This window comes from candidate division KSB1 bacterium, assembly GCA_034506335.1.
Classification (GTDB): Bacteria; Zhuqueibacterota; Zhuqueibacteria; order JANLFK01; family Oleimicrobiaceae; genus Oleimicrobium.
In genome coordinates this window covers 32951-55968 of record JAPDPR010000016.1, presented here as the reverse complement: position 1 = coordinate 55968, position 23018 = coordinate 32951, and the positions used below count along the sequence as shown (strand labels likewise).

Sequence of the window (23018 nt, the reverse complement as noted above, 5' to 3'; positions counted from 1 at the left end):
GGCGGTCACCGCAAGGATTTCGCCAAAGTAGACGCGGTGGTAATCCCCACGTGGATAGAGAGAAGCGATCTCTGCGTCGCCAAAGTGCTCCGGTGCTAGGTCGTCCCAGTACATCTTCCGGCACTCGATGACCAGCTCTGCCTCTACAAAACATGGCGCAGCCACCACCTGGGAGGCCTGAGGCGTGAGGCCGGCTGCGGCGATCTTGTCCCCATCGCGCCCGGACATCGACCCCAAGAGCTGGAGCGCCGGGCGATACTCTTCAGGGAAGGCGCACAGGGTGAAGGTGGGGTAACGCTCCATGAAGCCATAGGTGTAGCGCGAAGGTCTGACGACGACCTGAACGAAAGGTTTTTCCCACATCTGGCCGAAGCTTCCCCAGGCCACGGTCATCGCGTTGTAGTGCCCGGCGCGGAAGTCTCCAGCGGTGAGCACCAGCCATCGGTTCGTCCAAAGGTCGAAAACTCTTAGGCAGAGATCATCGGTCGATAATGGAAGGCGATCGGTCATGGCGCTGTCTCCGGGAGTGATTCCACAAAGGAGATGAGGCGTGCGGCGCGCTCTCGCACAGCGACGGTTTCGGCTTCTACTTCCTTGACGAACTTGTTTTCCTCATACTTGCCTATGACGGCTTCAAAGTCCCGGTCGCGTTCGTCCACGCTGCCGTCCAGGCCGTAGCCAATGCGGCTGCGCTCGGAGAACTCCTTGCGGGCATCCTCCAGCACCAGCGCGTTGAAGCGGGCTACGCTCTCGTGCCAGTCGCGGAGCATCTTCACCAGGTGCGCCCTGCCAAGATGACGGAAGTCTGTGCCGGTTCTCTTTTCGATCACGTCGATGCACCACGCCCAGGCCAGCGCTTCGTAGTCTTCATGCAGTGCTTTGAGGCGGGCGCGGAGCTCCTCTAAGCTTTGCACCTCCCCAGCGGTGATGGACGCAATGAGGTGTTGCACTGCCTGCTTGGGGGCGAGCATCCCGGCCAAATCAATCCAACGGCCGATGGCCTCCGGGCGAGGTCGGTACAAGTGTTGGATCAACTCTCCGTAGGTTCGCACCTGCCCGGCTGCTTCGAGGTGTTTGGCCAGCTCTTCGCCCAAGTACACGCGCACGGCCATCTCGTACTGATCAATGGCCGGTCGCAGCTTCGCACGCTTGATGTGCACACCCCCGTACTGCACATACGGCTCATCCGAGGGTGCGGCGGCCTCCAATTCGTTCAGCCTCTCAATGCCTAACAGTATGCGGCCCACCGTGTAAGGGCTGAAGAGTGCAAAATTAATCAGATCGCGCTTGTCCGGGTCGCGACGCCGGTCCCTTTTGGGCCACTTGGCGCTATCGCGGCGCGTGCCTACTGTGCAGAGGTTCATCGCAGGTTGCAGGACGCTCTTGCGCTCAGACTCCAAAATATAAGAAAACGGAAACTCGGAAGTGTCAAAATTCGCATAGTGCTTACCAATGACGCCCGTGAAGGCACCTACCCTGCAGGGCCACATCATGTAGGAAAACGACCCGGTTTTTGCGCCCCTTCCCAGGATCCCCTGGTGCACCGGTCCCAGTTTATACATGTGGTTGCTCTGGTTGGAGCCACTGCCGGCATTGTAGAACGAGAACATTCCAGCGATGAGCAGGGTGGACTTGTGGTGGGTGACTGTGTAAGGGCCGGCGAAAACGCTCACCGCTTCGCCATGGAAGCACTCGCTGTTGGCAAAGAAGCCGGAATTTTCGGCCGAGTACTGTTTGCCAATCCGCACCCCCTGGCCAACGATGCACTTGTCAACCACTGCGGCCCCATCAATGTGCGCGCCGGACAGTGCGATGAACTTCTTGGCAATTACCCCTTCGCCGATGAACACTGGGTCGTGTTCGTTGCTTGCGATGGTCCCTTCCTCCAGGTGTAGCGCTCCGGTGATGCGTGTGTGGGGCCCGATGGCCACGTTCCGCACGGTGATGCAGTCGGTGATGCGCGCGCTATTACCCACTGTGCCGCGGGTGGACTTGGTGGCAGCCACCTCCTTGTCCACCAGTTCATAGAGCTTGCTGATGAGCGCGTGGTCGTGGCGGTAGGTCACAATCAAGTAAGCGATCTGGGCGGTGATGCCCTGAAACAGCGGCTTTTCCCTGCCGCCGGCTTCATTGAGCACCTCGATACGCACGCCATTGCCAAAGGTGGTCTCGCCGACCACCGCCATGGTCCCCACGTTCTCGATCGCCACCTGGTCACCGATATCGTAGCGGGCAAGGCTGCGCACGTCGGCGATGTAACAATCCTGCCCGATGGAGCAGTCCTGCAGAGAGGAACGGTAGATCCCGCATGGTTTGCGTACGCCATCGTGCAGTTCTATCCACCCGCGGCATGCACCCAAGCGCACCTGCCCGGCAAAGGTGCTGTGCCACACGCGAGCAGGGTCAAAGTCCGGCGCCACAAGTACGGCGCCCCAGTCCTCGGCCCTGCACCCCTGCTCTTGCAGGGCCCGGACCTCATCGGCAGTGAGGGGGCGGAAGTTCATCGGAGTGACCTCTCATAGCTCGGGAAGAGTGGCCAGCGCCTGGGCCTCGATGTCCTGGAAGTATTTCACCGTGCCCACCCTGAGCTCCATGGTGGATTCTTCGTCGCAGGCGATGATGCCATGGGGATGAAGCTGGAGCATGGAGACCGTCCACATGTGGTTGACGCCCTCCTCCACCGCCATGCGCAGCGCACGCGCCTTGGAGTAGCCGCTCACAATGATCAGCACTTCGCGTGCGTCCATCACCGTCGCTACACCCACGGTGAGGGCGGTCTTGGGAACCTTCTCCACATCGTTGTCGAAAAAGCGGGCGTTGGCCTTGCGCGTGTCCAGAGTCAGCGTCTTGATGCGCGTGCGCGAATTGAGCGAAGAGCCAGGCTCGTTGAAGGCAATGTGCCCGTCGGGCCCAATGCCCCCCAGGAACAGGTCGATGCCGCCCACCTTCTTGATCTTGGCCTCATACGCTTCGCACTCTTTCTGCAGGTCAGGTGCGTTGCCGTTGAGGATGTTGATGTTTTCGCGCGGAATGTCGATGTGGTCAAACAGATGGTCGTACATGAAGCGATGGTAACTCTGTGGGTGGTCCTCCGGAAGGCCGACGTACTCGTCCATATTGAAGGTAACCACGTTCTTGAAAGAAACCTTGCCTTCCTTGTAAAGCTGCACCAGGTTCCGATAGGTACCTACCGGCGAAGAACCCGTGGGCAACCCTAGGACAAACGGTTTCCTCTTCGTGGGCTTGGCGTGATTGATCTTGCTGGCCACGTAGTAAGCCACCCACTTGCTCAGATGTTCATAGTCGTCGAAAATCAGAATCCTCATACCACACCTCCTTCAGCTGGGGTTTCTGCCCCCCTACCGCTCTCACGTCACTTCTTCGAAGCGATTAAGGGGCACGTTCTTTACCGTGTTGTCCGGGTAAAATACCCGCCCGTTCATGACGATGTAGACCCCCGGTGGCAAAGTTTGCACGGCCATAAAGGCGCAACCGATGTTGAACACCGCATCGGTGAGGCGAAAGCGCGCCGGTTGCATGGCTCCGGTCAGAACGATCACTTTGCCCGGTATGCCCTGGAGGGTTCGGGCTGTATCAATCATTGTGTCGGTGCCGTGGGTGATGAGAAAGTGCCGGTGAGCTGTGTCACTTTCCACCGCCTGGCGGATAAGCCGGCGGTCTTCGTCGGTCATGTCCAGGCTGTCCTTGCGCATGAGCTGCTGGATCTCATAGTCGACCACCACGTTGGCCTCGCTCAGCACCTCAGCGATCTGGGGGTCACCGACCTGAAATTCACTCTTGCGGTCAAAATAGATCTTGTCAATTGTCCCACCAGTGGTGAGTATTTTGATCCTTGCCATCTTAGTCCAACTGTCAGTTGCGAGTTACCGAAAGCCCCATCTGGTCGAGAGCGCGGGGCCCTCAGTCCGCCTTAGCCCGCACGGCGCTGGCTTCGCCGACCTCTGCCGTAGAGGGTCAGGCGGGCTGAAGGTTCTTCGCTCGGCTGTGAGCAAGCCATTGAGCGCAGCAGCCTTTTCGGCGTGACGTCCCTCCCGACCTTCACCTTTCCCAGAAATGAGGCAGGTGCTATCTCAAGCGGCGAAATACATGACGCTTACCATTTTATCAAAATCCTGCGTCATTATCAAGGGGAAAAACCTTTTGGTTGGTCTGGGGCCGTTAGCGCTAGGTACAGGCGCGCGGCGCCCAGACTGAAGCTTTCCTCCTGGAGGGGGGTGAAGCCGGCCTTGCTCAGGAGGGCACGGAACTCGTCTGGGGGAGGAAAGTGGAAGATCGAGTCGCACAGGTAGCGGTAGGCGGCAAAGTGGCCGGAGAGCATACCGGCGCAAAGTGGCAGTATGAAGCGACAGTAGGCACGAAAGAGGAGCCGCACGAAGCCGTTGTCGGGAACGCTGGCCTCGAGTATGACCAAGCGCCCGCCATGGATGAGCACCCGGCGCGCTTCGGATAGCGCGCGGAGACGCTGCGGGAAGTTGCGGATGGCAAACGACATCGTCACCGCCGCAAACGAGCCGTCGCGAAATGGCAGATTGAGCGCCTCCGCACGGCAAAGATAGATGGAAGCTCGCCCATATTGGCGGGAAATTTTCTCTTGAGCCCGCCCGAGCATGGTGCTACAGCTATCCAGGCCCACCAATTGACAGCCTGGGTCCAGCACTCTTGCCAAAGCCAAAAGCTGGTCGCCCGTCCCAGTGGCCACGTCCAAAACGCGGCCCTGGGTCAGTGGCATACAGCGCGCGGCAGCAAGCCTCCGCCAGTGCAAGTCCTGGCCAAAGGAAATGATGCGGTTCAGGAGGTCATACCGCCGCGCAATGAGCGGAAAAAGGCCTGCCGGCGCTCCGGCCTCCCCACTGTTGGGCCAAGAGCTGCTTGCCACGTGACCCATGACAATGTGCGCCGGCTCTGCTCAGGGCGCGATCTGCCCACTGTGGGTCAGGTGGAGCGAGGCCTCGCGGAGCAGGTCGAGTCCCGTGCCCATCACCACGTCTGCTTTCAAGTCGTACTTCAGCGGCTGCTTTGAGGTGAGGGTCGAAAAGAGCGCTTGGCCTACCTTGACCACGTCAACCGTCACGGGCAGAGTAAACTCCGCAGCGCCGTGTGCAGGCAATTGCAAGTTCTGAAGCAGTCCGTTGGCCGGGACCTTGTCATGGAGCGTGAGCGCATAGCTCAACCGGCTGATGTTGAAACCCAAGGAATTGGGATTGTGGACCCGCACTTGGAGACCTATCTCGGCGCTTGTAAGGCCCACCATCTTGGCGCGGATGCCTTCAATGCTCAATGCGGGCAGTTTGAGCACAGGCACTCTGTGGTGCGCTTTAATGGGCAGCTTGGTGCGTCCGAGTACCGGCAGATCAACCCACAGGTTGGCGGCCAGCCCCAAGTCGGCGCTGTCTTGCTGGGCTACGGTTTGTAGCTTCTCGAATAGCTCGGCGAAACGCAGCGTAACGGGAATATCGACGACGCTTTCGGCCTTGCGCTGGATAGCCACCGCTTGCTCCTGCAGCCCAGAGAGAAGGGGAACGTCGCCCATTTTCAATTCATAGTCATAACCAGCCAGGGAGACCGAGACGGCATTTGGGTTTTGCACTGCCACCTGCACAGTCAGCCCCACCTGGTCAAAGGAAAGCGAGGTGAGTCGCACACCCCGCACCGTGGCAGTCGGTTCCTTGATCCCCATTGTCTTGAGCGCCGCGCAACCTCCAACTAGTCCTCCAGCGAGAAAGGTTAATGCTGCAAAACGCACCGCCTCGCGACTGTGTCTCCATAGGGCAAAACGCCGGGCAGAAATAGACTTGCTCATGGTTTTCCCCTCCTGTTAGGTTGTGATTCCCAACGATTGTTGTTTGTCCCTCTTTAAGCTACCTGGCGATTCTATTGCTTGGCCCACATGCGATTGCCGTCAGCGAAGGCGGATCACGCCGTCCTGGCGAGTGACAAAGCCCTCGCGTGCCAATGCATCCGCAATGCGGGCCACACGTTCCTCGGATTGGCCCAGCTCGGCAGCGAGAGCACGCAGGGTCCATTTGCGGCTGCCAACCAACAACCGCAGGATCTGCCCACGTACCTGTCGGTCAGACCCCTCAAACGCACTTTGGCGCCGATAAGAAAGACTACGCCGAGAGGCATTACCGTGGGTCTTTTTTAGCATCACCCCATAGTCCATGAGGGCCGAATACCAACGCCGGGGATTGGTGCGATCCAGGGTCGCATCCACCAGGGGCAGAATTTCCACATCTCGCACCGGCATTTGGCCAGGGAAGAAAAAGTGGATGAACACCGTCCGGATGTTGGTCTCCACAAAGACCGTAGGCATGTTGAAGGCAAACGCACAAATTGAGCCCGCGGTGGCGCGCCCGATGCCTGGCAAAGAGGCTAGCAGGGACTCGTTTGGCGGGACTGTTGCACCGTGGTTTTCCACGAGCAGATGCGCGGTACGTTGCAAGGCAAGGGCGCGGCGATTGTAGCCCAGGCCCTGCCAGGCTGCCAGGACCTCTGCCACTGTTGCCTTGGCGAGCGCATGCAGGGATGGGAATCTGGCAATGAATGCAGGGTACGCCCGCAGCACCCGCTCCACTTGAGTCTGCTGCAGCATCACCTCGGAGACTAGGATGCAGTACGGGTCCTCGGTTCGTCGCCAGGGCAGATCGCGGCCGTGCGCCTCATAGTAGGACAAGATGAGTCGGCGGAAGTCGATGACCTGCTCCGGCGAGAGCAGCGGGTGCTTTTGCAACGTCTGGCCCGGAATGGGGGCCTTTGTCGAAAAGGCCATCCTGTTCAGGCCCATCTTACCGCACTGTGATAACTGCCTTTTCATCGCGGTGACACACGCGGCCCACAGTGGTCGCACTGGTTACGCCACGGCTCTTTAACTGCTCCAAAAGGCGCTCCGCACGGGCCTCAGGGACGGCAATGAGCAGCCCGCCCGAGGTCTGGGCGTCGTTGAGCACCAGGCGCTGAATCTCGGAGATGTGCGCGGCATACCTTACTTGCGGCGCAGTGAATCGGGCGTTGTCTTTGGTTCCACCAGGCACCACGCCCGCGACTCCCAGCTCGACCACGCCCGGCAGTATGGGCACCTCGGCGGCATGGAGCTCCGCTGAGGTGTGCGAGCCATTCATCATCTCCAAAAGATGGCCCAGCAGCCCGAAACCGGTGATGTCGGTGCAGGCATGGACGCCCACCGCCCGCATGGCCTCCGCCGCTGCGCGATTGAGCTCGACCATCGTGCGGAAGAGCATCTGCTCCTGGTCCTTCGACAGCAATCCTTGCTTGAGGGCCGTGGAAAGAATCCCGGTACCGATCGGTTTGGTCAGGATCAGCACGTCGCCGGGTTGCGCTGCGCGGTTGGTAATGATGGCATCCGGGGCGATGACGCCAGTGACTGCCAGGCCGAACTTGGGTTCGGTGTCGTCCACCGTATGTCCCCCGATGATAGCGATGCTCGCCTGCTCAGCAACCCATGTGGCGCCGCGCAAGATCTCTTGCAAGACCTCTATGGGTAGGCGATTGCTGGGAAAGCCAACCACATTGAGAGCAAAAAGTGGTCTGCCGCCCATGGCGTAGATGTCGCTCAGCGAATTGGCTGCGGCAATGGCGCCGAACTGGTATGGGTCATCCACCACCGGCGTGAAAAAGTCCACTGTTTGCACAACGGCGGTGCGGTCGTCGATTTTGTACACCGCTGCGTCGTCGGAGGTCTCCGGGCCAACAAGGACGTTGGGGTCAGTGGGCAAAGGCATGCTCCGCAGAACCTGTTCGAGAAGCTGCGGCCGGAGTTTGCAAGCGCAGCCGAGCCCGTGGGTGAAGTGCGTGAGACGAATTCCTTCACTCAAAGTGACCGCCGCGGGCGCTCGTGCGGACAGGCGTTCCACGACCGAGACGATGTGCTCAATGGCGCGGTCAATCTCGGAAGCGGTCGTATGCCGGCCGGTGGAAAAGCGAATGGTGCCCACCGCATAGTGGGACGGCACGCCCATGGCGCGGAGCACATGGGAAATCTCCACGCTTTCGCTGTGGCACGCAGCCCCAGCAGAGGCAGCCACGCCGGTCAGCTCCGCAAGGATGGTACCCGCCTCAAGCCCCGGGAACCCGAGGCTTGAGGTGTTCGGCAAGCGCTGCTCTGGATGGCCGTGCACGCGCAGATCAGGGAGACGCTCTTTGAGTCCCGTCTCCAAACGGTCGCGCGTGGCGCGCATCTGCTCGGCGTACGCAGGAAGGTTCTCCTCCACCAGCGCGCACGCCTCGCCCAGCCCGACGATTTCGATGACATTCTCCGTGCCGGGCCGACGGTTCAGTTCCTGCCCCGCCCCATGCATGACCTTTGCCAGATTGACCCCGGTGCGTACGTACAGCGCACCCACCCCCTTGGGCGCATACAGCTTGTGTCCGGCAATCGAAAGGAGGTCAACCCCCAACTCGTCCACCTTTACCGGAATCTTGCCCGCTGACTGCGCGCAATCAGTGTGCACTAGCACGCCGTGGCGATGGGCAACCTCGGCGAGAGCCGCAATGGGCTCTATGGTGCCCACTTCGTTATTGGCGTGCATGATGCTCACAAGCACGGTCTGTGGCGTGATAGCTTCCTCGAGTGTAGCGGCATCCACCAGTCCGTACTCGTCCACAGGCAGGTAAGTAACCACCCATCCTTGGCTTTCCAGAAAGCGGCAAACTTCGAGCACCGCAGGGTGCTCAATTTGACTGGTGATGATGTGGTTCCCCTTCGCACGATACGCATAGGCCACGCCAATGATGGCCATATTGTTCGACTCGGTGCCACCGCTGGTGAAGACGACTTCTTCCAGGCGGCAGCCGAGCATTGCGGCCACCTGCGTCCGAGCATGTTCCACCGCCTTTTTCGCTGCCACACCAAAGGCGTGCGCGCTCGATGGATTGCCAAAGTGGCGATTGATGTACGGCTGCATCGCCTGCGCCACCTGTGGATCGATGGGTGTGGTGGCGTTATAGTCGAGATAGATGGGCAATTGTTCCTTGGCCATGTTGGCTATGGTCACACTTGTGCTCGCCTCGCAGTCCTTCCCTCCATGCCAAAGGGGGAGAGCCAGGGTCCGCCACGAGGGAATCCGTCTCAGCCGTTCGGGTTCCCTCTGGAGAGGGTGTCAGTAGGGAAAGGGAAATCCGTCCTCTATTGGTCTCATCCAAACTTGTAGTGCTTGCGGACGTCCTTGTGGATTTTCCATGTGCAGGACATTCCTTGCGGAAAGACCACAAGGTCGCCCTTGCGGATGATGACCGGGTCACCCCCTTCTGGGATGACGGTTACCTCGCCCTCCAAGAAGTAGCAGGTCTCCTTTTCGTCGTAGAACCAGGGGAACTCCGAGACCTCTTTTGTCCAGATGGGCCAGTTTTTCACACCCAGCTTTTCCAGAGTTTCTGCCGAAGGGTTGTGGGTGACGGAGATCGAACTCATGCTCCCTCCGCATCAAAAAGCCACAATCTCGTCTCACTGCGGCACGCGGTAGCGGTCCCCGCTGTCCCGCACGATCTGCCGGTACCAGCTCTCCGGGTACCCGGGGTGTTTCACATGGCCGTGTTCGTCCTTCACATTGCCATCGAGGTACTTGTAGATGAGAAACTCCCCCAGTTTCCTCCACCGTGCTACAGTATCTTCGGCTTGGCGAACGGAGTATTGGGTCAGGTAATCGACCGCGAGCCTGGGTGAGGTTTGGTAAAGAGCCAGCGCAGCCTTCTCGACCTCGGGTTGTGCGGCTATGAACTTTCCTTCCAACTCTCGCTGTACTTTCTGGATGTCCTTGATCATGTCGCAGTAGCGGGAGTAGGCATAGTTAGCCACAAAATTGAACACCCAAAAAGCCGAATCCCAGGTGAACTGGTCAAAGGAGCCGGTGCCCACGGCGTAGCTTCGAGGGACATCTGTGATGCCGCAATAGATGGGCACATAGACGGTGCTGTAGGTATCATCCACGCCGAACCAGAGTACGCCGCCGACTGGGTTGGGCAGCCAAGAGCGGGCCTGGGCGATGAAAGAAAACCCCGTCTGCTGCGTGGAGATGGCTCGCTCATTGAAGTAGCGCACGCTGTCCACCATCCAGGTCAACGGTCGCCAGCGGTAGGGGAGCCCATACGGTCCGGCGCCCACGCCCACGGACAGGTCGAACTCGGTGCCTTCGAAGTGGTCGCGCATCAGCTCCATGACGTCGCGCACGGTGAGCTTCTTGTCCGGTTTGATCCAGATGGGCAGGGGCTCGGCCTTCACGTCCCCGCGGACATAGTCCATAGAAAATTGTTGACTCGGTGCCGCGCGGCGGAAGAAGCTCCACACCCGTGCCTCGCAGAAGCGCAGGGCGCCAAAGTCAGCCGGCGCGTACGCCTCGGCAAAGCTAAAGTCCTCATCCTTGCCACTGAAGTAGCCCTTCTCCCGCGCAAAGGATATCACGTCCTTGGCGTAGAGGCAGTTTTCTTTGTCGTTGAGGGGGAAGCGGCGGATGCGCGGGTAGTTGGCGTGGGCTGTGATGTACCCATCGGGCACGCGACGTGCCACCCATACGGCGCCCTTGTTTTCCGGCCCTTTGCCGATCATGTCCATGATCCAGACCTCGTTGGGGTCCGAAATGGAGAACGACTCGCCGGAGCTGCAGTAGCCGTACTCAGCCACGAGCTCGGTCATCACCTTGATTGCCTCGCGGGCAGTAGTGGCGCGCTGGAGGGCGATGTACATCAGGCTCCCATAGTCGAGGATGCCCTTTGGATCGCGGAGCTCCTCACGTCCGCCCCAGGTCGTCTCGCCGATCGCGACCTGGTGTTCGTTCATATTCCCCACCACCGCGTAGGTTCGGGGGACTTGCCGGATCTTACCCAAGTATTTCCCGGTGTCCCACTCGTACACGTCCAGCCAACTCCCCGGAAGATGGCTGGCAGCCGGAGCGTAGTAGAGTTCGCCGTACAGTTCATGCGAGTCGGCGACGTAGGTGATCATGGTTGAGCCATCGGCCGTGGCACCTTTGGTGATCAGAAAATTGGTGCACGCGAGCCCCTCACGGGCCAAAGCAACAAGGAGCAAGACCCCAACCAGCTGGATGGTCCGCCTACTCAGCATCCATTCGCCTCCTTCTTCGTTCAGCCTTCTGTTCAACGGAAGATACCCATGAAGACACCGGCCGCCACTGCCGAGCCGATGACTCCTGCCACGTTGGGTGCCATGGCGTGCATGAGCAGATGGTTGTCGCGGTCGTAGCGCTGCGCGAAGAGATGCACGACGCGTGCCGAGTCCGGCACTGCCGATACACCCGCTGCGCCGATGAGCGGATTAACCGGCTCCTTGGATAGAGCGCTCATGAGCTTGCCAAAGAGCACGCCGCCCGCAGTGGCGACGATAAACGAGAACAGGCCAAGAGCGAATATTCCCAGCGACTTGGGGGTGAGAAACACGCGCGCCTGCGTGCTCGCACCCACCGAGAAAGCAAGCAGGATGGTGCAGATATCCAGGAGAGCCGTGCCGGCAGTCTTAGCCAGCCGGCCTGTTACCCCACTCTCTCTGAGGATATTGCCAAGCATGAGCATGCCCACCAGAGGCAGCGAGCCCGGCGCGACCAAGGCCGCCACCAGGAGCACGACGACGGGGAAGATGACCTTTTCCCGTTGGCTTACCGGGCGTGGGGGCTTCATGCGAATCACCTTCTCCTTGCGGGTGGTCAGAAGACGCATGATCGGCGGCTGAATGAGAGGTACTAGCGCGATGTACGAGTACCCGGCGATGGCAATGGGGCCGAGAAAGTGCGGTGCCAACAAGGAGGCAAGAAAAATGGAGGTAGGACCGTCTGCTCCGCCGATGATGCCAATGGAAGCCGCCTCCTTGGTACTGAAGCCCAAGCAGATGGCGCCAAAAAAGGTGACAAAAATCCCAAGCTGGGCGGCAGCCCCCAGAAGGACCGATTTGGGGTTGGAAATCAGCGAGGAAAAATCGGTCAAGGCGCCGATCCCGAGAAAGATGAGGGGCGGAAAAACTCCCGAGGTGACACCGTAGTAGATGAGGCTGAACACGCTATTTTGCGGGTAACCGTTACTTACCGTGTCGTATACGCCCAAGGGCAAACCCGGGGCATAGGGCATGTTGCCGACAATGATGCCGAAGCCAATGGGCACGAGCAGCAGGGGTTCATACTTTTTGGCAATGGCCAGATAGAGCGCTACACAACCCACCACAATCATCAGCAAGTTGCCGACTTCCACGTGAGCGAAGCCGGTCGTGCGTACGAGCTTGAAGAGGAGCTCCATATCACCCTTCCACCGGCTTGAGGAGGACTAGAACGTCCCCCTGGTTCACAGAGTCGCCTTCTTTGAAACGGACGTCGATGACCATCCCCTCTTTTTGCGCAGTTACTTCGTTTTCCATCTTCATTGCTTCCAAGATCGCGACCGGCTGACCAGGCTTGACAATGTCGCCATCCCGCACGAGAATCTTGAGAATCAGTCCTGGTAGAGGCGAGGCAATGGCATAGTCGCTGCCCACGGTGCGCGGACGGTGCACCGGCGAGCCCGGGGCCACTCGTTTTGCCGGCGCAAACACCGGCACTTGCGGGGCCAGAGGCGAAGGCGGAGGGGCGGGCGCCGGACGAACGTCGGCTACCTGCTCCGTCCCCAAGTCCTTCAGACCTACCTTGTAGGAGTGGCCGTCAACAGAAATGGTCGCCCCGTGGGGACCAAAATCGGTGATCAGGACGGTGTACTCCTTACCTTCTATCTCCAGGATCAGGCGCTTTTCTTTCATCTGTTCTTACCTCACGGGGTGTTGCCGCTGGCCGTACCGCACCCCAAGCTTCCATCCGGTACGCTCGTCGCCACGCTCGAAGGTAACCGCGCTCTCCGGAACGTCAAGATGCAGCCGGCGGTAAAGCTCCACTGCCGTACCGATGGCCAGAAGGTGTGCGAGCGGCACTTCCTGATGCGTGGCGGACGGCGGAGGTGCCTCCTGCGGCGGTGCCACCCTGGTGCGTCGACTGAAAAGCCAGTTAAAAAGGGAAATGGCAAACCAGATGAGCACCAGGCCTACAAAGACTACCGTGACGCCCGCACCGACTACCACCAGGGCGTCTAATAACCGGTGACTTTCCGTCATCGATCCCCCCCTACAGCGGAATGTTGCCGTGCTTCTTGGGCGGGTTTTCGTCCCGCTTGTTTTTCAACATCTCCAGGGCCTTGATGAGCTTGTAGCGAGTGATCTTGGGCTCGATCACCTCGTCGATCATGCCGCGGCTTGCGGCCACATAGGGATTGGCGAACTTTTCGCGGTATTCCTGAATCTTTTCCGCTAACTTCTTCTCAGGGTCTTCGGCGGCCTGAATCTCTTTGGCATAAATGATCTCGCTTGCCCCTTCGGGACCCATCACTGCAATCTCGGCTGTGGGCCAGGCATAGACGATGTCACCGCGCAGATGTTTGGAGTTCATCACGCAGAAGGCGCCGCCGTATGCCTTGCGCGTGATGACCGTAATCTTTGGCACGGTGGCCTCGGCGTAGGCATAGAGTAGTTTGGCCCCATGGGCGATGATACCGTTGTATTCCTGGGCTGTGCCGGGCATGAAACCGGGGACGTCCTCGAAGGTGACCACTGGGATGTTGAAACAGTCGCAAAAGCGCACAAAGCGCGCCGCCTTTACCGAGGCCTTGCAGTCCAGTACCCCTGCCAGATGTTTAGGCTGGTTGGCTACCACACCCACTGCCCGCCCATTCAGACGGCCAAAGCCGATGACGATGTTGGGAGCATAAAGCTCCTGCACCTCCATGAACTCGTTGTTGTCCAGCACGGTCTTGACGATGGCTTTCATGTCGTAGGGCTTGTTGGGGCTTTCCGGCACGACGTAGTTGAGCTCCTCGCTGAGGCGTTCCGGGGGGTCGGTATTGGGAATCGCCACCGGCTCCTCCATGTTGTTCTGGGGGAGGTAGCGAAGCAGATTGCGGATGCCCTCGAACAGGCTGTACTCGTCGTCGAAGGTGAAATGGGTGATACCGCTCTTGGTTGCGTGAACGTCTGCACCGCCCAATTCGTCGGCCGAGACCTCTTCGTGCGTCACCTGTTTGACCACCTTGGGCCCGGTGAGAAACATGAACGAGGTGCGGCGGACCATGAAGATAAAGTCGGTCAAAGCAGGGGAGTAGACGGCGCCGCCTGCGGCTGGCCCCACCACGGCGCTGATTTGTGGAATGACACCCGAATAGAGCACATTGCGAAGGAAAATGTCGGTGTAACCGGCCAGGGCATCGACTCCTTCTTGGATGCGGGCGCCGCCCGAGTCGTTGATGCCGATGACGGGTGCCCCCACCTTGGCCGCCATATCCATGACCTTCACCACCTTCTCCGCCACTACCTGGGACAGTGACCCGCCGTACACGGTAAAGTCGAATGAGTAGACAAACACCAGCCGACCAAAGATACTGCCGTAGCCGGTGATGATCCCATCCCCGAACACCTGCCTGTCGCCGAGCCCCACTTGGCTAGTGGTGGAGGTGCGAAACATGTCCAATTCTTCAAAGCTGTTCTTATCAAGCAGCAAGTTGATGCGCTCGCGCGCGGTGAGCTTCCCCTTGGCGTGCTGCTTTTCGATAGATTCAATGCCCCCGCCGAGACGGGCAATCTCCTGCTTCTGCTTTAGCTCGAGAATCTTGCGCTCAATGCTCATGGGTCGCTCCCTGGTGCTGGCAGAGTTCCGTCAGCACCTTTCCTGATGAACTGGGGTGGAGGAAAGCGATGAGGGTGCCGTGCGCTCCTTGTCTGGGTCTCTCATCGATCATCCTGACCCCGTGTGATTGCAAATGGGCAATGTCGGCGGCAATGTCATCGCTGGCGTAAGCGATGTGGTGGAGGCCCTCGCCGCGCTTTTCCAAGAAGGAAGCGATGGGGCTGTCCGGGCCCAGTGGCTCCAGCAGCTCGATGTTGGCGTCTCCGGCCTTGAACATTGCCACGCGTACCTTTTGCTCAGGTACTTCCTCGACGCCCACCAGAGGAAGTCGCAGCACATCGCGATAGAGCGGAAGGTGTTCCTCGAGCGAGCGGACGGCTATGCCGACATGGGCAATGTGGGTGATCATCGTTTTGTGCGCTCCTGCAAAAAGTTATTGAGATGTTCGGTGACCAAGGCATAGGGGCCGCAGCGCTTTTCCAGAACGCACTGCACCCAGGTGTCAAGGTGTTGCTCAAGGTCAAGAAAAGAGTTGGCCTGTTGCTGCACTTTGGCGGCGATGATGCGCAGCAGTTCGCGTGCTATCCGCTGGCGTCGAATCTGGGTGAGCAGACCCTCAGCCACCATGGCCGCGTGGTAGTCCTCTATCGCCGCAGCCAGCTCATCAATGCCCTGGCCGTTTATGGCAGAGGTCATGACCACGGGGTGGGGCGGTTTGCGCTGTTCCCGTGCCAGCCCGAGCACATACTCCACCTGGGCGCGCACTTTGGCCGCCTCGGGTTTGTCGCTCTTGTTAATGACAAAGATGTCGCCGATTTCCATGATGCCCGCCTTGAGCGCCTGGATTTCATCGCCCAGTCCTGGTACCAGCACCAGGAGCACGATGTCGGCCAGCTCCATAACCTCGATTTCGCTCTGGCCTACGCCCATGGTCTCCACCAGGATGCGGTCGAAGCCGGCGGCGTCCAGCACCTTGATGGCGTCGGCAGTGGCGCCCGCCACGCCTCCCAGGTGGCCGCGTGAGGCCATGGAGCGGATGAAGACGCCGTCGTCGATGGCGTGGCTTTGCATGCGCAGCCGGTCGCCGAGAATGGCTCCTCCAGAAAAGGGGGAGCTGGGGTCGACTGCGATCACACCCACGCGCCGGCCCTGGCGCCGTTCGTGGCGGATAAGCTGGTCCACTAAGCTGCTCTTGCCGGACCCCGGCGGTCCGGTCACCCCTAAGACGAGCGCGGCGCCACAGTGGGCGGAGAGGGCGTCAATTAAGGTCTCTTTCTCCGGCTGCTCATTCTCGATGACGCTCATGGCCCTGGCGATGGCCACAGTCTCACCGGCGCGCACCCGCTCTGCCAGATTCATCTGCCCTCAACCCGCGCCCTGTTGCTCTCGATAAACTCTATCACCTTGGCGATGGGAGTGCCAGGGGTAAAGATGGCCTCCACGCCCTGCTGGTGCAGGAAGGGAACGTCCTCCTCCGGGATGATACCCCCGCCAAAGACGATAACCTCCGTGGCACCGCGCTGACGCAACAGTCGCACCACCTCCGGGAAGAGCTCATTATGTGCCCCCGACAGGAGGCTCAGCCCTACAAAGTCCACATCCTCCTGAATCGCAGCGCTGGCGATGGCCTCCGGCGACTGCCTGATGCCGGTATAGATCACTTCGTAGCCCGCATCCTTAAGGGCGCGGGCTATATATTTGGCACCGCGGTCGTGGCCGTCCAGTCCCGGTTTGGCAATGAGGATGCGGAGCCTCTTTTTCGCCATGGGTATCTCCTGCTACAACACGACTGTTTCTTGGTATTCCCCAAACTCCTCGCGGAAGACTTGGCAGATTTCGCCGAGAGTCGCGTAGGCCCTGGCCGCAGCAAGCACAAAGGGCATCACGTTCACATCCGGCTGGCGTGCCGCCTGGCGGAGGGCCGCGAGGGCGCGCTCCACGGCCTGCCCGTCGCGTTGTGCCTTCACCTCAGCCAGCTTCTTGATCTGGACCTCTCGCAGGCGCGGATCGACGCGCATGATCCCCTTTGGCGGCGGCTCATCAATGGCGTACGAGTTCACCCCCACCACTACCCGATCGCCACTCTCTACCTCCCGTTGGTAGCGATACGCCGCGTCTTGGATCTCCCGCTGGACGTAGCCCTGCTCGATCGCAGCGACCATGCCGCCCATCTTATCTATTGTGTCAATGTATTTCCAGACCTCAGCTTCGATGGCGTCGGTGAGGGCTTCCACGTAGTAGGAGCCGGCTAGCGGGTCCACGGTGTTGGCAACTCCCGATTCGTGCGCCACAATTTGTTGCGTGCGCAGGGCAATGCGCACCGATTCCTCCGTTGGCAGCCCCAGAGCCTCGTCGCGCGAGTTGGTGTGGAGGCTTTGCGTCCCGCCTAGCACTGCTGCTAAGGTCTGAATCGTCACGCGCACCACGTTGTTGTCCGGTTGCTGCGCGGTGAGGGTGCTGCCGCCGGTCTGGGTGTGAAAACGTAACATCATCGAACGCGGGTCTTTGGCGCCAAAGCGTTCTTTCATGATTTTTGCCCAGATGCGCCGGGCGGCGCGAAACTTGGCCACCTCTTCAAAGAGGTCATTGTAGGCGTTGAAAAAGAACGACAGCCGCCCCGCGAATCGGTCCACGTCCAAGCCTGCGTCCAAAGCCGCTTGCACATACGCGATGCCATTGGCCAGCGTAAAGGCGACCTCCTGTACCGCCGTAGCCCCCGCCTCGCGAATGTGGTAGCCGGAGATGCTGATGGTGTTCCACTTTGGCACTTCACGCGCACAGTAATCAAAGATGTTGGTAATGAGACGGAGAGAAGGCTTTGGCGGAAAGATGTAGGTGCCCCGCGCCACGTATTCCTTGAGAATATCGTTCTGAATTGTCCCCTCAAGCTGCGCCGCCGGGACCCCCTGCTTTTCCGCCACGGCGATGTAAAAGGCCAGCAACACGCAGGCCGGGGCGTTGATGGTCATGGAAGTGGAGACTTTGTCCAAGGGGATGCCGTCAAAAAGGATCTCCATGTCGCGCAGCGTGTCGATGGCTACCCCCACTTTGCCCACCTCACCACGGGCGCGTGGGTCGTCAGAGTCGTACCCGATCTGCGTGGGCAGGTCAAAGGCGACCGATAGGCCAGTCTGTCCTTGACTGAGCAGGTACTTGTACCGTGCATTGGACTCCTCTGCGGTGCCAAAGCCAGCATACTGGCGCATGGTCCATAGTCTGCCCCGGTACATAGTTGGCTGCACGCCGCGCGTAAAAGGATACTCTCCGGGAAATCCCAGCTTTTGTTGGTACTCCTCAGGGGTGATAGGGTGAGGCAAATAGAGGCGCTCAACGGGCAGCCACGAGCCCGTTGAGAACGACTTCTTGCGCTCGGGGTGGGAACTCAACGCCTTCTTAAGTGTAGTCTCTTCCCACTTCTTGCGCTCAAGGTGTAACAACTCGTGCTCGCTCATCCTAATTGTCGTTACCTCCAAAACTGGCTTCTATTCGGAATGGCGCACAAAGATATAAAAAATCGTTGAAAGCAAACAGCACTTTTTGTAGCGACATGCGGGAGGAGGTCAAAGTCTCGCAAGCGTTGAAGCTGCCAGCATGGCGAGGAAGAAGACACCTGCCTGGAGGAGGATGATGGTGGGGCCACTCGGTACGTCCAGGTAGTAAGAAGCAACCAGTCCGGTGAGGGCGCTGCTCATGCCGACCGCCACCGAGATGATGGTCATTTGCCGGAAGGTGCGGGCTAGCAGGCGGGCTGCCGCCGCAGGAATGACCAAGAAGGCCGCTATGAGCACGATTCCCACAATCTTGATGGAGACCACCGCGGTGACGGCAATGAGAAGAACCAGAAAGTAATCATCTCGCTCTACCGGGAGACGGTCTGCCTGGGCAAGCTCACGGTCGAACGCGGCGTAAGACCACCGCCGCCACAGCGGCAGGGCGAGGAGAGTGAGTGTCAGCACCCCAAAGGCCAAAATCAGGTCCGCCTGGCTCACCGCCAGGATGGAACCGAAAAGGTAGGTAAACGCATCAGCCGTGTACTGGCGGCGGAGGGATAGAAAAAGGATTCCTAATGCCATGGCTACCGAGAAGAAAATCCCCACAGCGGTGTCCCCACCAAGTTTGGTGCGGTTGTGCACCCAGGCGATGCCCAGCGCTACCAAGAGGGTGAATGGGACAGCTACCCAGAGGGGCTCGATGTTGAGGAGCAGGCCCAGGGCCACGCCGCCGAACGCTGCGTGCGCCAAGCCGCTGCCCAAGAAGCTCAATCCGCGCTGGACGACGAAGACACCGTAGTAACTGGCCAGGAAGCCCACCAGTAGACCGCCCAGCAGGGCGCGCTGCATGAAAGGAAGGGAGAAGAGCTCACTCATGGGACTCCATGAGAAACTTGAGTTCGTGTGCGTGGCCGATATGGCCAAAGGCGGCGCGCAGATTGTCTTCGTGGAGTGCCTGGCGCGGCGGCCCAAAGCTGATCTGCGCCCTATTCAAGAGCAGGACCAAATCTGCGTGGTGCGTTGCTGCATGCCAGTCATGGGTGACCATGAGCAGGGTGGCGCCCGAGTCCTGCTGATAGGCCTCCAGCATGTAGTACATGTCGGCTTCGCCGATGGCGTCGATGCCCGTGGCGGGCTCGTCGAGCATGACCAGGCGTGGCCTGCGTACCATGCTGCGCGCCAGGCAGACGCGCTGCAACTCGCCCCCGGAGAGTTTGGCCAAAGGCCGCTGCGCCAGATGCGCGGCCCCTACTCGCTCGAGGGCAGCCATAGCCTCCTGGCGCACACGGCGCGCACTCCGCCAAGGCCAGCGCCTAATAAGCCCGGTCATCACCAGCTCCACCGAGAGCGCGGGAAAAGACCGGTCCATTGTCTTGACCTGTGGCACATAGCCGATCCACTCCGGTGGCACTTCTTCAGGCGATCGCCCCCAAATGCGCACCGTGCCTGTGGAAGGGGGCAAGAGACCTAGAAGCACTTTGAGGAGGGTTGATTTGCCCCCTCCATTGGGCCCCACAATCGCGACAAAGGCGTTCTCGGGGATGGTGAACGTGACGTTGCTGAGCGCCACATGTTCACCGAAGCGCACCCCGAGCCCTTCAACCTCAATAGCCGTCTTGGTCATCGGAGCACCCTGGCCAGGATACGGGTGTTGTACCAGAGGAGCTCTTCGTAGGTAAACCTTCCCTCGCTCCCGCCGATGGGGTCAAGTTGGTGGAACGGGATGCCTGCGCTTTCTGCCACCACCCGGGCGGCTCGGTCGGGCAGTTGCGGGTGGGTAAAGAGAGCCCGTGCCCCAGAGGCGGTGGCCTCCCGGCTCAGGCGCTGCAGGACGCGCGCACTCGGCTCGCTGCCGGCTGCAACCTCGACTGTGCCCACCACTTCGATGCCGAATCGCCGCAGGAAGTAATTGAAGAAGGGGTGGGCTAAAAGAACCCGACTGCCCCGCGCTTTGTCCAGAGTGAGGGCAATGGCTTCAGTGAGGCTATCCAGGCGAGCAGCAAACCGGGCAGCGGCAGTGCGGTAAAGGATGCATCCCGCAGGGTCAAACGCGCACAGGGAATCCACAAGCGCTGGAAGCAGAGCCCGCACCGCCAAAGGGTCAGTCCAGAAGTGAGGGTCCACGTCCCCATGGGCGTGTTGATGTTCCCCCTGCTTCGTCCGGTGCTTGTTATTCATGTGCAACAAAGAGTCCTGGGGTAGTAGCCCAAGGAAAACCACTCGCCGCGGACATGGTAATTCAGAGGCCCAGTCGTCTAGACCACGGCCTCCTATGAAGAGCGCCGTGGCCTCCTGGGCCGCCCGCACATCCGAAGGGCGCAGGTGATGCGTGTGGGGCGAGGCCCCAGGGGGCAACAAAGCATGCACGCGTGCCCGGGAGCCCACTACCTCCTGGAGAATCGCCCGGAACGGCTGGATAGTGGTCACATAGCTAATCTGTTGTGCGCCAGCACTGCCAATCAAGCAGGCGACCAAAAGGACGGATAGACCTATGCGCATTGGCGTGGCTCCTCGCTGTGTGCAAAAAGTACAAAAGTTTGGGTAAAAAGCAAGGGATTTGTGGGTAAGCGAGGGGCGGCGAAGCGTGAGACATCGCCGCGGGCCCACCTGCAGCCAGCCGACCCGCATCGGCGGCAACCAGTTGCGTGTGCTCGAAAAAAGGCTTGATATTGTGTGCAAAGGTGTCTACATTACGCGCAGGTCAGCGACCTATCGGGCAGAACTGATGGTTGTGGTTAAGAAAACAAAATGATGGACAGCAAGGCCACCAGGTGTGTGGTGCGGGCACGGTCAAAGATGGGTTGAGCATGGTGGGCGTAGTGGTCCGCTACCTCCAATTGTTTTAGGAGCCATGGTGCGCCTTCAGTGGAGTATGCTCACGACACCTGCGCTTTTGGGCGTTTTGCCAGCGGCGCACAAGAGAGAACAAGTGGGCCCGTGAACGAAAGAGGAGGACTGTGAGATGTGACAGCGATGATATGAGTGGAGGATTGCTCGAGTGAAACAGTGGGAGACTGAGGTAAAACTATTGAATCCAGGAGGAAAAAATGAAGAGACTAATGTGGATAGCAGCGATCCTGGGGGTCCTGGCCATGGTCGCCGGGTGCGAAAAGGCGGAGAGCATCCTCAAAACGATCGAGAAGGAGAAACTGTCGCCGCCCTTAGGTCTCAGATCGGTGACGCAGGACAGGCAGATCACCCTTTTCTGGTACACCTCGAACTATGAGGACGACTTTGGCGGGTATTTCGTGTTCAAGGCTACTGGTGACTATACCCATCTTTCGGCTGACAGTAGCCTGAACACCAACATCTTTTCCAAAGTTGATTCCGTCGCGTTTTCCGGCCCCTCGGACGGCGTGGTCAGCGTGGTTGTTCGCAATTTGACCAACGGCACCACCTACAGTTTCACCGTGGTGGCCTACAACAAGAAGGACAAGAAGAAGGTTAGTTACCCGAGCAACATCGTGGCGGACACACCGAGGCCTGAGATTCGGACAATCACCATTACTTCTGCATCCACGGCAGACGTGACAGGTGACGATTCGCGGGCAGGGTTCGATTTCCACGAGCTGAGAGTGGTCGCGGTTCCCACTATTCTTGGTGACTACACTACCACCGATGGTGTGGTCGACCTCGTCAATGAAGCTTTCGATCCCAGTCCAACGAACCAGAACATTCGTCCTTGGATTGCCGGCATGAACGGCGCCGGGGTGCAGGACCTCGGGTACATGAGTGAGCTGGACGCTGCGGACATCGCGCCTGAGCAGGGCTACTCTCGGACGGGTGAGTCAATAGCGGCGCTCCTGGGGCATGTGTACGCAGTGAGGACCGGGGACAATCGCTATGGCAAACTTATCATAACCCAGATAGCCGCGGACTACTCTATCACCTTCAACGCGGCCTTCCAGCAGCAAGCCGGAAACAGAAACTACAAGGTGTCCGACCTGCTATGGCAGATCGGCGTTCACTGAGGACGCGGGCTGCCAGACGGCACAGTTACTTCGACGGCCTCGCGATTCCTTTCGCGGGGCCGTCGACTTATCAACTCGTGTCGCCCATGATAGATCTGAGCTTTTGTGATTCTCTCGCGTGCTCTTCGCGCAGTAGCGAGGTCAACAGGGTCTTTGCAAGGAGTTTTGCGCACCAGGGGAAGAACGTGGTTAGTCCGGGCCAGATCCATGAGGGCACCACACGTGCGAAGGTCTTGGGCGATGAGATAAGTAGATTGTCCTGCGATGAGCTTATTGAGAGTTTTTCTTCACACTGAGTGGATCTCGTGGTTCATTCATTTCCTCATCTTCTTTGTGCTCATGCGGTGGAGTGGCATCAAGCGCGCGTGGGCAATCATCTTGGTCTTTGCCATAGAGGTGTGGGAAATGCTGGATTGGTCCCTGACGGCCCCGCTCAAGTGGTGGATGCGACTGGACACCCATCTCGACATAGTGCTTGGCTTGCTTGGCATCTGGGCTGCGGAGTGGGCCAAGAAGTTGACCGGAACCAAAAGGTAAGGGCGGGGGCTCATGTCTCGTGAGGGCTGTTTTCTTGTGCACTTGCTTGCGGCCGTGACGGAGGACCCGGAGGAGAAAGAGTGTTGATGGCGTTCTTCTGGACGGGGGGACGTTTTCGGCCATCCTGGCACTCTACGGAACGCGCAACGACCTCCCCTGGGGCGTAGTCAGGGATCCTGCGTGGGGGCTGTCCCGTTGGTAACGTTTCAAGCAATCTTTTGTCCATCCCCTTCTTGGTGGGAAGTTCTCATGCTGGGCCCCTGTCGCGCCGACCACGGGTGGGGCTGGTGCAGACAGCTATTGGCATTCTTGGAAGCCACGGGCGCATGCTACGGCCAGGAGAA

General features: G+C 59.6%; 23 protein-coding genes. 2 read left to right on the top strand and 21 right to left on the bottom strand.

The features are described from left to right. From ONB25_07005 to ONB25_06905, 21 genes are all read right to left on the bottom strand, one after another. On the bottom strand, nucleotides 1-510 hold a 510-nt coding region (locus ONB25_07005; GenBank protein MDZ7392622.1), incomplete at its 3' end, for a flavin reductase. Continuing rightward, nucleotides 507-2504: a DUF4954 family protein gene (locus ONB25_07000; GenBank protein MDZ7392621.1), complete on the bottom strand. Its 1998-nt coding sequence runs from the start codon at nucleotides 2502-2504 to the stop codon at nucleotides 507-509. The genes ONB25_07005 and ONB25_07000, both read right to left, overlap by 4 nt. A 12-nt stretch (nucleotides 2505-2516) precedes the next feature. After that, nucleotides 2517-3326, bottom strand: a complete 810-nt coding sequence (nagB, locus tag ONB25_06995; protein MDZ7392620.1) for a glucosamine-6-phosphate deaminase — start codon at nucleotides 3324-3326, stop codon at nucleotides 2517-2519. Nucleotides 3327-3368: 42 nt separating this feature from the next. Then, entirely contained in the window at nucleotides 3369-3860 is a 492-nt protein-coding gene (locus ONB25_06990; GenBank protein MDZ7392619.1) for an asparaginase domain-containing protein, read from the bottom strand. A 284-nt stretch (nucleotides 3861-4144) separates the two neighbouring features. Then, a complete protein-coding gene (locus ONB25_06985) occupies nucleotides 4145-4906 on the bottom strand; it encodes a ubiquinone/menaquinone biosynthesis methyltransferase (protein ID MDZ7392618.1) in 762 nt (253 codons plus the stop codon). A gap of 21 nt (nucleotides 4907-4927) precedes the next feature. After that, the gene (locus tag ONB25_06980) at nucleotides 4928-5821 is read right to left on the bottom strand and encodes an LEA type 2 family protein (GenBank protein MDZ7392617.1); all 894 of its coding nucleotides are present in this window, start codon (nucleotides 5819-5821) and stop codon (nucleotides 4928-4930) included. Nucleotides 5822-5920: 99 nt separating this feature from the next. Further along, a complete protein-coding gene (locus tag ONB25_06975; protein MDZ7392616.1) occupies nucleotides 5921-6805 on the bottom strand; it encodes an A/G-specific adenine glycosylase in 885 nt (294 codons plus the stop codon). 1 nt (nucleotide 6806) lies between these two features. Continuing rightward, nucleotides 6807-9032 (bottom strand): selenide, water dikinase SelD, encoded by a 2226-nt coding sequence (gene selD, locus ONB25_06970; GenBank protein ID MDZ7392615.1) that lies wholly within the window; start codon nucleotides 9030-9032, stop codon nucleotides 6807-6809. Nucleotides 9033-9172: 140 nt separating this feature from the next. Then, nucleotides 9173-9448: a cupin domain-containing protein gene (locus ONB25_06965; GenBank protein ID MDZ7392614.1), complete on the bottom strand. Its 276-nt coding sequence runs from the start codon at nucleotides 9446-9448 to the stop codon at nucleotides 9173-9175. Nucleotides 9449-9481: 33 nt separating this feature from the next. Then, the gene (locus ONB25_06960) at nucleotides 9482-11095 is read right to left on the bottom strand and encodes a C69 family dipeptidase (GenBank protein ID MDZ7392613.1); all 1614 of its coding nucleotides are present in this window, start codon (nucleotides 11093-11095) and stop codon (nucleotides 9482-9484) included. A gap of 32 nt (nucleotides 11096-11127) precedes the next feature. Continuing rightward, nucleotides 11128-12273: a sodium ion-translocating decarboxylase subunit beta gene (locus ONB25_06955; GenBank protein ID MDZ7392612.1), complete on the bottom strand. Its 1146-nt coding sequence runs from the start codon at nucleotides 12271-12273 to the stop codon at nucleotides 11128-11130. Between the two features lies 1 nt (nucleotide 12274). Continuing rightward, nucleotides 12275-12766: a biotin/lipoyl-binding protein gene (locus ONB25_06950; protein MDZ7392611.1), complete on the bottom strand. Its 492-nt coding sequence runs from the start codon at nucleotides 12764-12766 to the stop codon at nucleotides 12275-12277. Nucleotides 12767-12772: 6 nt separating this feature from the next. After that, a complete protein-coding gene (locus ONB25_06945; GenBank protein MDZ7392610.1) occupies nucleotides 12773-13114 on the bottom strand; it encodes an OadG family protein in 342 nt (113 codons plus the stop codon). A gap of 10 nt (nucleotides 13115-13124) precedes the next feature. Then, nucleotides 13125-14675, bottom strand: a complete 1551-nt coding sequence (locus ONB25_06940) for an acyl-CoA carboxylase subunit beta (GenBank protein MDZ7392609.1) — start codon at nucleotides 14673-14675, stop codon at nucleotides 13125-13127. Next, on the bottom strand, nucleotides 14665-15084 hold the full coding sequence (mce, locus tag ONB25_06935) for a methylmalonyl-CoA epimerase (protein ID MDZ7392608.1): 420 nt from the start codon (nucleotides 15082-15084) through the stop codon (nucleotides 14665-14667). The genes ONB25_06940 and mce overlap by 11 nt, the downstream gene beginning before the upstream one ends. Beyond that, entirely contained in the window at nucleotides 15081-16034 is a 954-nt protein-coding gene (gene meaB / locus ONB25_06930) for a methylmalonyl Co-A mutase-associated GTPase MeaB (protein ID MDZ7392607.1), read from the bottom strand. The genes mce and meaB overlap by 4 nt, the downstream gene beginning before the upstream one ends. Continuing rightward, nucleotides 16031-16441, bottom strand: a complete 411-nt coding sequence (locus ONB25_06925) for a cobalamin B12-binding domain-containing protein (protein MDZ7392606.1) — start codon at nucleotides 16439-16441, stop codon at nucleotides 16031-16033. The genes meaB and ONB25_06925 overlap by 4 nt, the downstream gene beginning before the upstream one ends. Before the next feature lie 12 nt (nucleotides 16442-16453). Continuing rightward, complete coding sequence (locus ONB25_06920; GenBank protein MDZ7392605.1) at nucleotides 16454-18127, bottom strand: methylmalonyl-CoA mutase family protein; 1674 nt, start codon at nucleotides 18125-18127, stop codon at nucleotides 16454-16456. Nucleotides 18128-18235: 108 nt separating this feature from the next. Next, the gene (locus ONB25_06915) at nucleotides 18236-19042 is read right to left on the bottom strand and encodes a metal ABC transporter permease (GenBank protein ID MDZ7392604.1); all 807 of its coding nucleotides are present in this window, start codon (nucleotides 19040-19042) and stop codon (nucleotides 18236-18238) included. Continuing rightward, complete coding sequence (locus ONB25_06910) at nucleotides 19035-19790, bottom strand: metal ABC transporter ATP-binding protein (protein ID MDZ7392603.1); 756 nt, start codon at nucleotides 19788-19790, stop codon at nucleotides 19035-19037. The genes ONB25_06915 and ONB25_06910 overlap by 8 nt, the downstream gene beginning before the upstream one ends. Continuing rightward, entirely contained in the window at nucleotides 19787-20665 is an 879-nt protein-coding gene (locus ONB25_06905) for a metal ABC transporter substrate-binding protein (protein MDZ7392602.1), read from the bottom strand. Before ONB25_06905 ends, ONB25_06910 begins: the two co-directional genes overlap by 4 nt. 548 nt (nucleotides 20666-21213) lie before the next feature. On the opposite strand from ONB25_06905, the gene ONB25_06900 reads away from it, so the two are divergent. Then, entirely contained in the window at nucleotides 21214-22137 is a 924-nt protein-coding gene (locus ONB25_06900) for a fibronectin type III domain-containing protein (GenBank protein MDZ7392601.1), read from the top strand. Between the two features lie 264 nt (nucleotides 22138-22401). Beyond that, nucleotides 22402-22674, top strand: a complete 273-nt coding sequence (locus ONB25_06895) for a hypothetical protein (GenBank protein ID MDZ7392600.1) — start codon at nucleotides 22402-22404, stop codon at nucleotides 22672-22674. Nucleotides 22675-23018: the final 344 nt, after the last annotated feature.

Excerpts from the sequence above, each read along its gene's own strand:
- ONB25_06945 (MDZ7392610.1), bottom strand. The coding sequence starts at position 13,114 with ATGACGGAAAGTCACCGGTTATTAGACGCCCTGGTGGTAGTCGGTGCG.
- ONB25_06925 (MDZ7392606.1), bottom strand. The coding sequence starts at position 16,441 with ATGGCGAAAAAGAGGCTCCGCATCCTCATTGCCAAACCGGGACTGGAC.
- ONB25_06990 (MDZ7392619.1), bottom strand. The coding sequence starts at position 3,860 with ATGGCAAGGATCAAAATACTCACCACTGGTGGGACAATTGACAAGATC.
- ONB25_06960 (MDZ7392613.1), bottom strand. The coding sequence starts at position 11,095 with ATGCTGAGTAGGCGGACCATCCAGCTGGTTGGGGTCTTGCTCCTTGTT.
- ONB25_06975 (MDZ7392616.1), bottom strand. The coding sequence starts at position 6,805 with ATGGGCCTGAACAGGATGGCCTTTTCGACAAAGGCCCCCATTCCGGGC.
- ONB25_06910 (MDZ7392603.1), bottom strand. The coding sequence starts at position 19,790 with ATGACCAAGACGGCTATTGAGGTTGAAGGGCTCGGGGTGCGCTTCGGT.
- ONB25_06900 (MDZ7392601.1), top strand. The coding sequence starts at position 21,214 with ATGAAGAGACTAATGTGGATAGCAGCGATCCTGGGGGTCCTGGCCATG.
- ONB25_07000 (MDZ7392621.1), bottom strand. The coding sequence starts at position 2,504 with ATGAACTTCCGCCCCCTCACTGCCGATGAGGTCCGGGCCCTGCAAGAG.
- ONB25_06905 (MDZ7392602.1), bottom strand. The coding sequence starts at position 20,665 with ATGCGCATAGGTCTATCCGTCCTTTTGGTCGCCTGCTTGATTGGCAGT.
- ONB25_06955 (MDZ7392612.1), bottom strand. The coding sequence starts at position 12,273 with ATGGAGCTCCTCTTCAAGCTCGTACGCACGACCGGCTTCGCTCACGTG.
- mce (MDZ7392608.1), bottom strand. The coding sequence starts at position 15,084 with ATGATCACCCACATTGCCCATGTCGGCATAGCCGTCCGCTCGCTCGAG.
- ONB25_06980 (MDZ7392617.1), bottom strand. The coding sequence starts at position 5,821 with ATGAGCAAGTCTATTTCTGCCCGGCGTTTTGCCCTATGGAGACACAGT.
- meaB (MDZ7392607.1), bottom strand. The coding sequence starts at position 16,034 with ATGAATCTGGCAGAGCGGGTGCGCGCCGGTGAGACTGTGGCCATCGCC.
- ONB25_06920 (MDZ7392605.1), bottom strand. The coding sequence starts at position 18,127 with ATGAGCGAGCACGAGTTGTTACACCTTGAGCGCAAGAAGTGGGAAGAG.
- ONB25_06985 (MDZ7392618.1), bottom strand. The coding sequence starts at position 4,906 with ATGGGTCACGTGGCAAGCAGCTCTTGGCCCAACAGTGGGGAGGCCGGA.
- nagB (MDZ7392620.1), bottom strand. The coding sequence starts at position 3,326 with ATGAGGATTCTGATTTTCGACGACTATGAACATCTGAGCAAGTGGGTG.
- ONB25_06940 (MDZ7392609.1), bottom strand. The coding sequence starts at position 14,675 with ATGAGCATTGAGCGCAAGATTCTCGAGCTAAAGCAGAAGCAGGAGATT.
- ONB25_06950 (MDZ7392611.1), bottom strand. The coding sequence starts at position 12,766 with ATGAAAGAAAAGCGCCTGATCCTGGAGATAGAAGGTAAGGAGTACACC.
- ONB25_06895 (MDZ7392600.1), top strand. The coding sequence starts at position 22,402 with ATGAGCTTATTGAGAGTTTTTCTTCACACTGAGTGGATCTCGTGGTTC.
- ONB25_06915 (MDZ7392604.1), bottom strand. The coding sequence starts at position 19,042 with ATGAGTGAGCTCTTCTCCCTTCCTTTCATGCAGCGCGCCCTGCTGGGC.
- ONB25_06965 (MDZ7392614.1), bottom strand. The coding sequence starts at position 9,448 with ATGAGTTCGATCTCCGTCACCCACAACCCTTCGGCAGAAACTCTGGAA.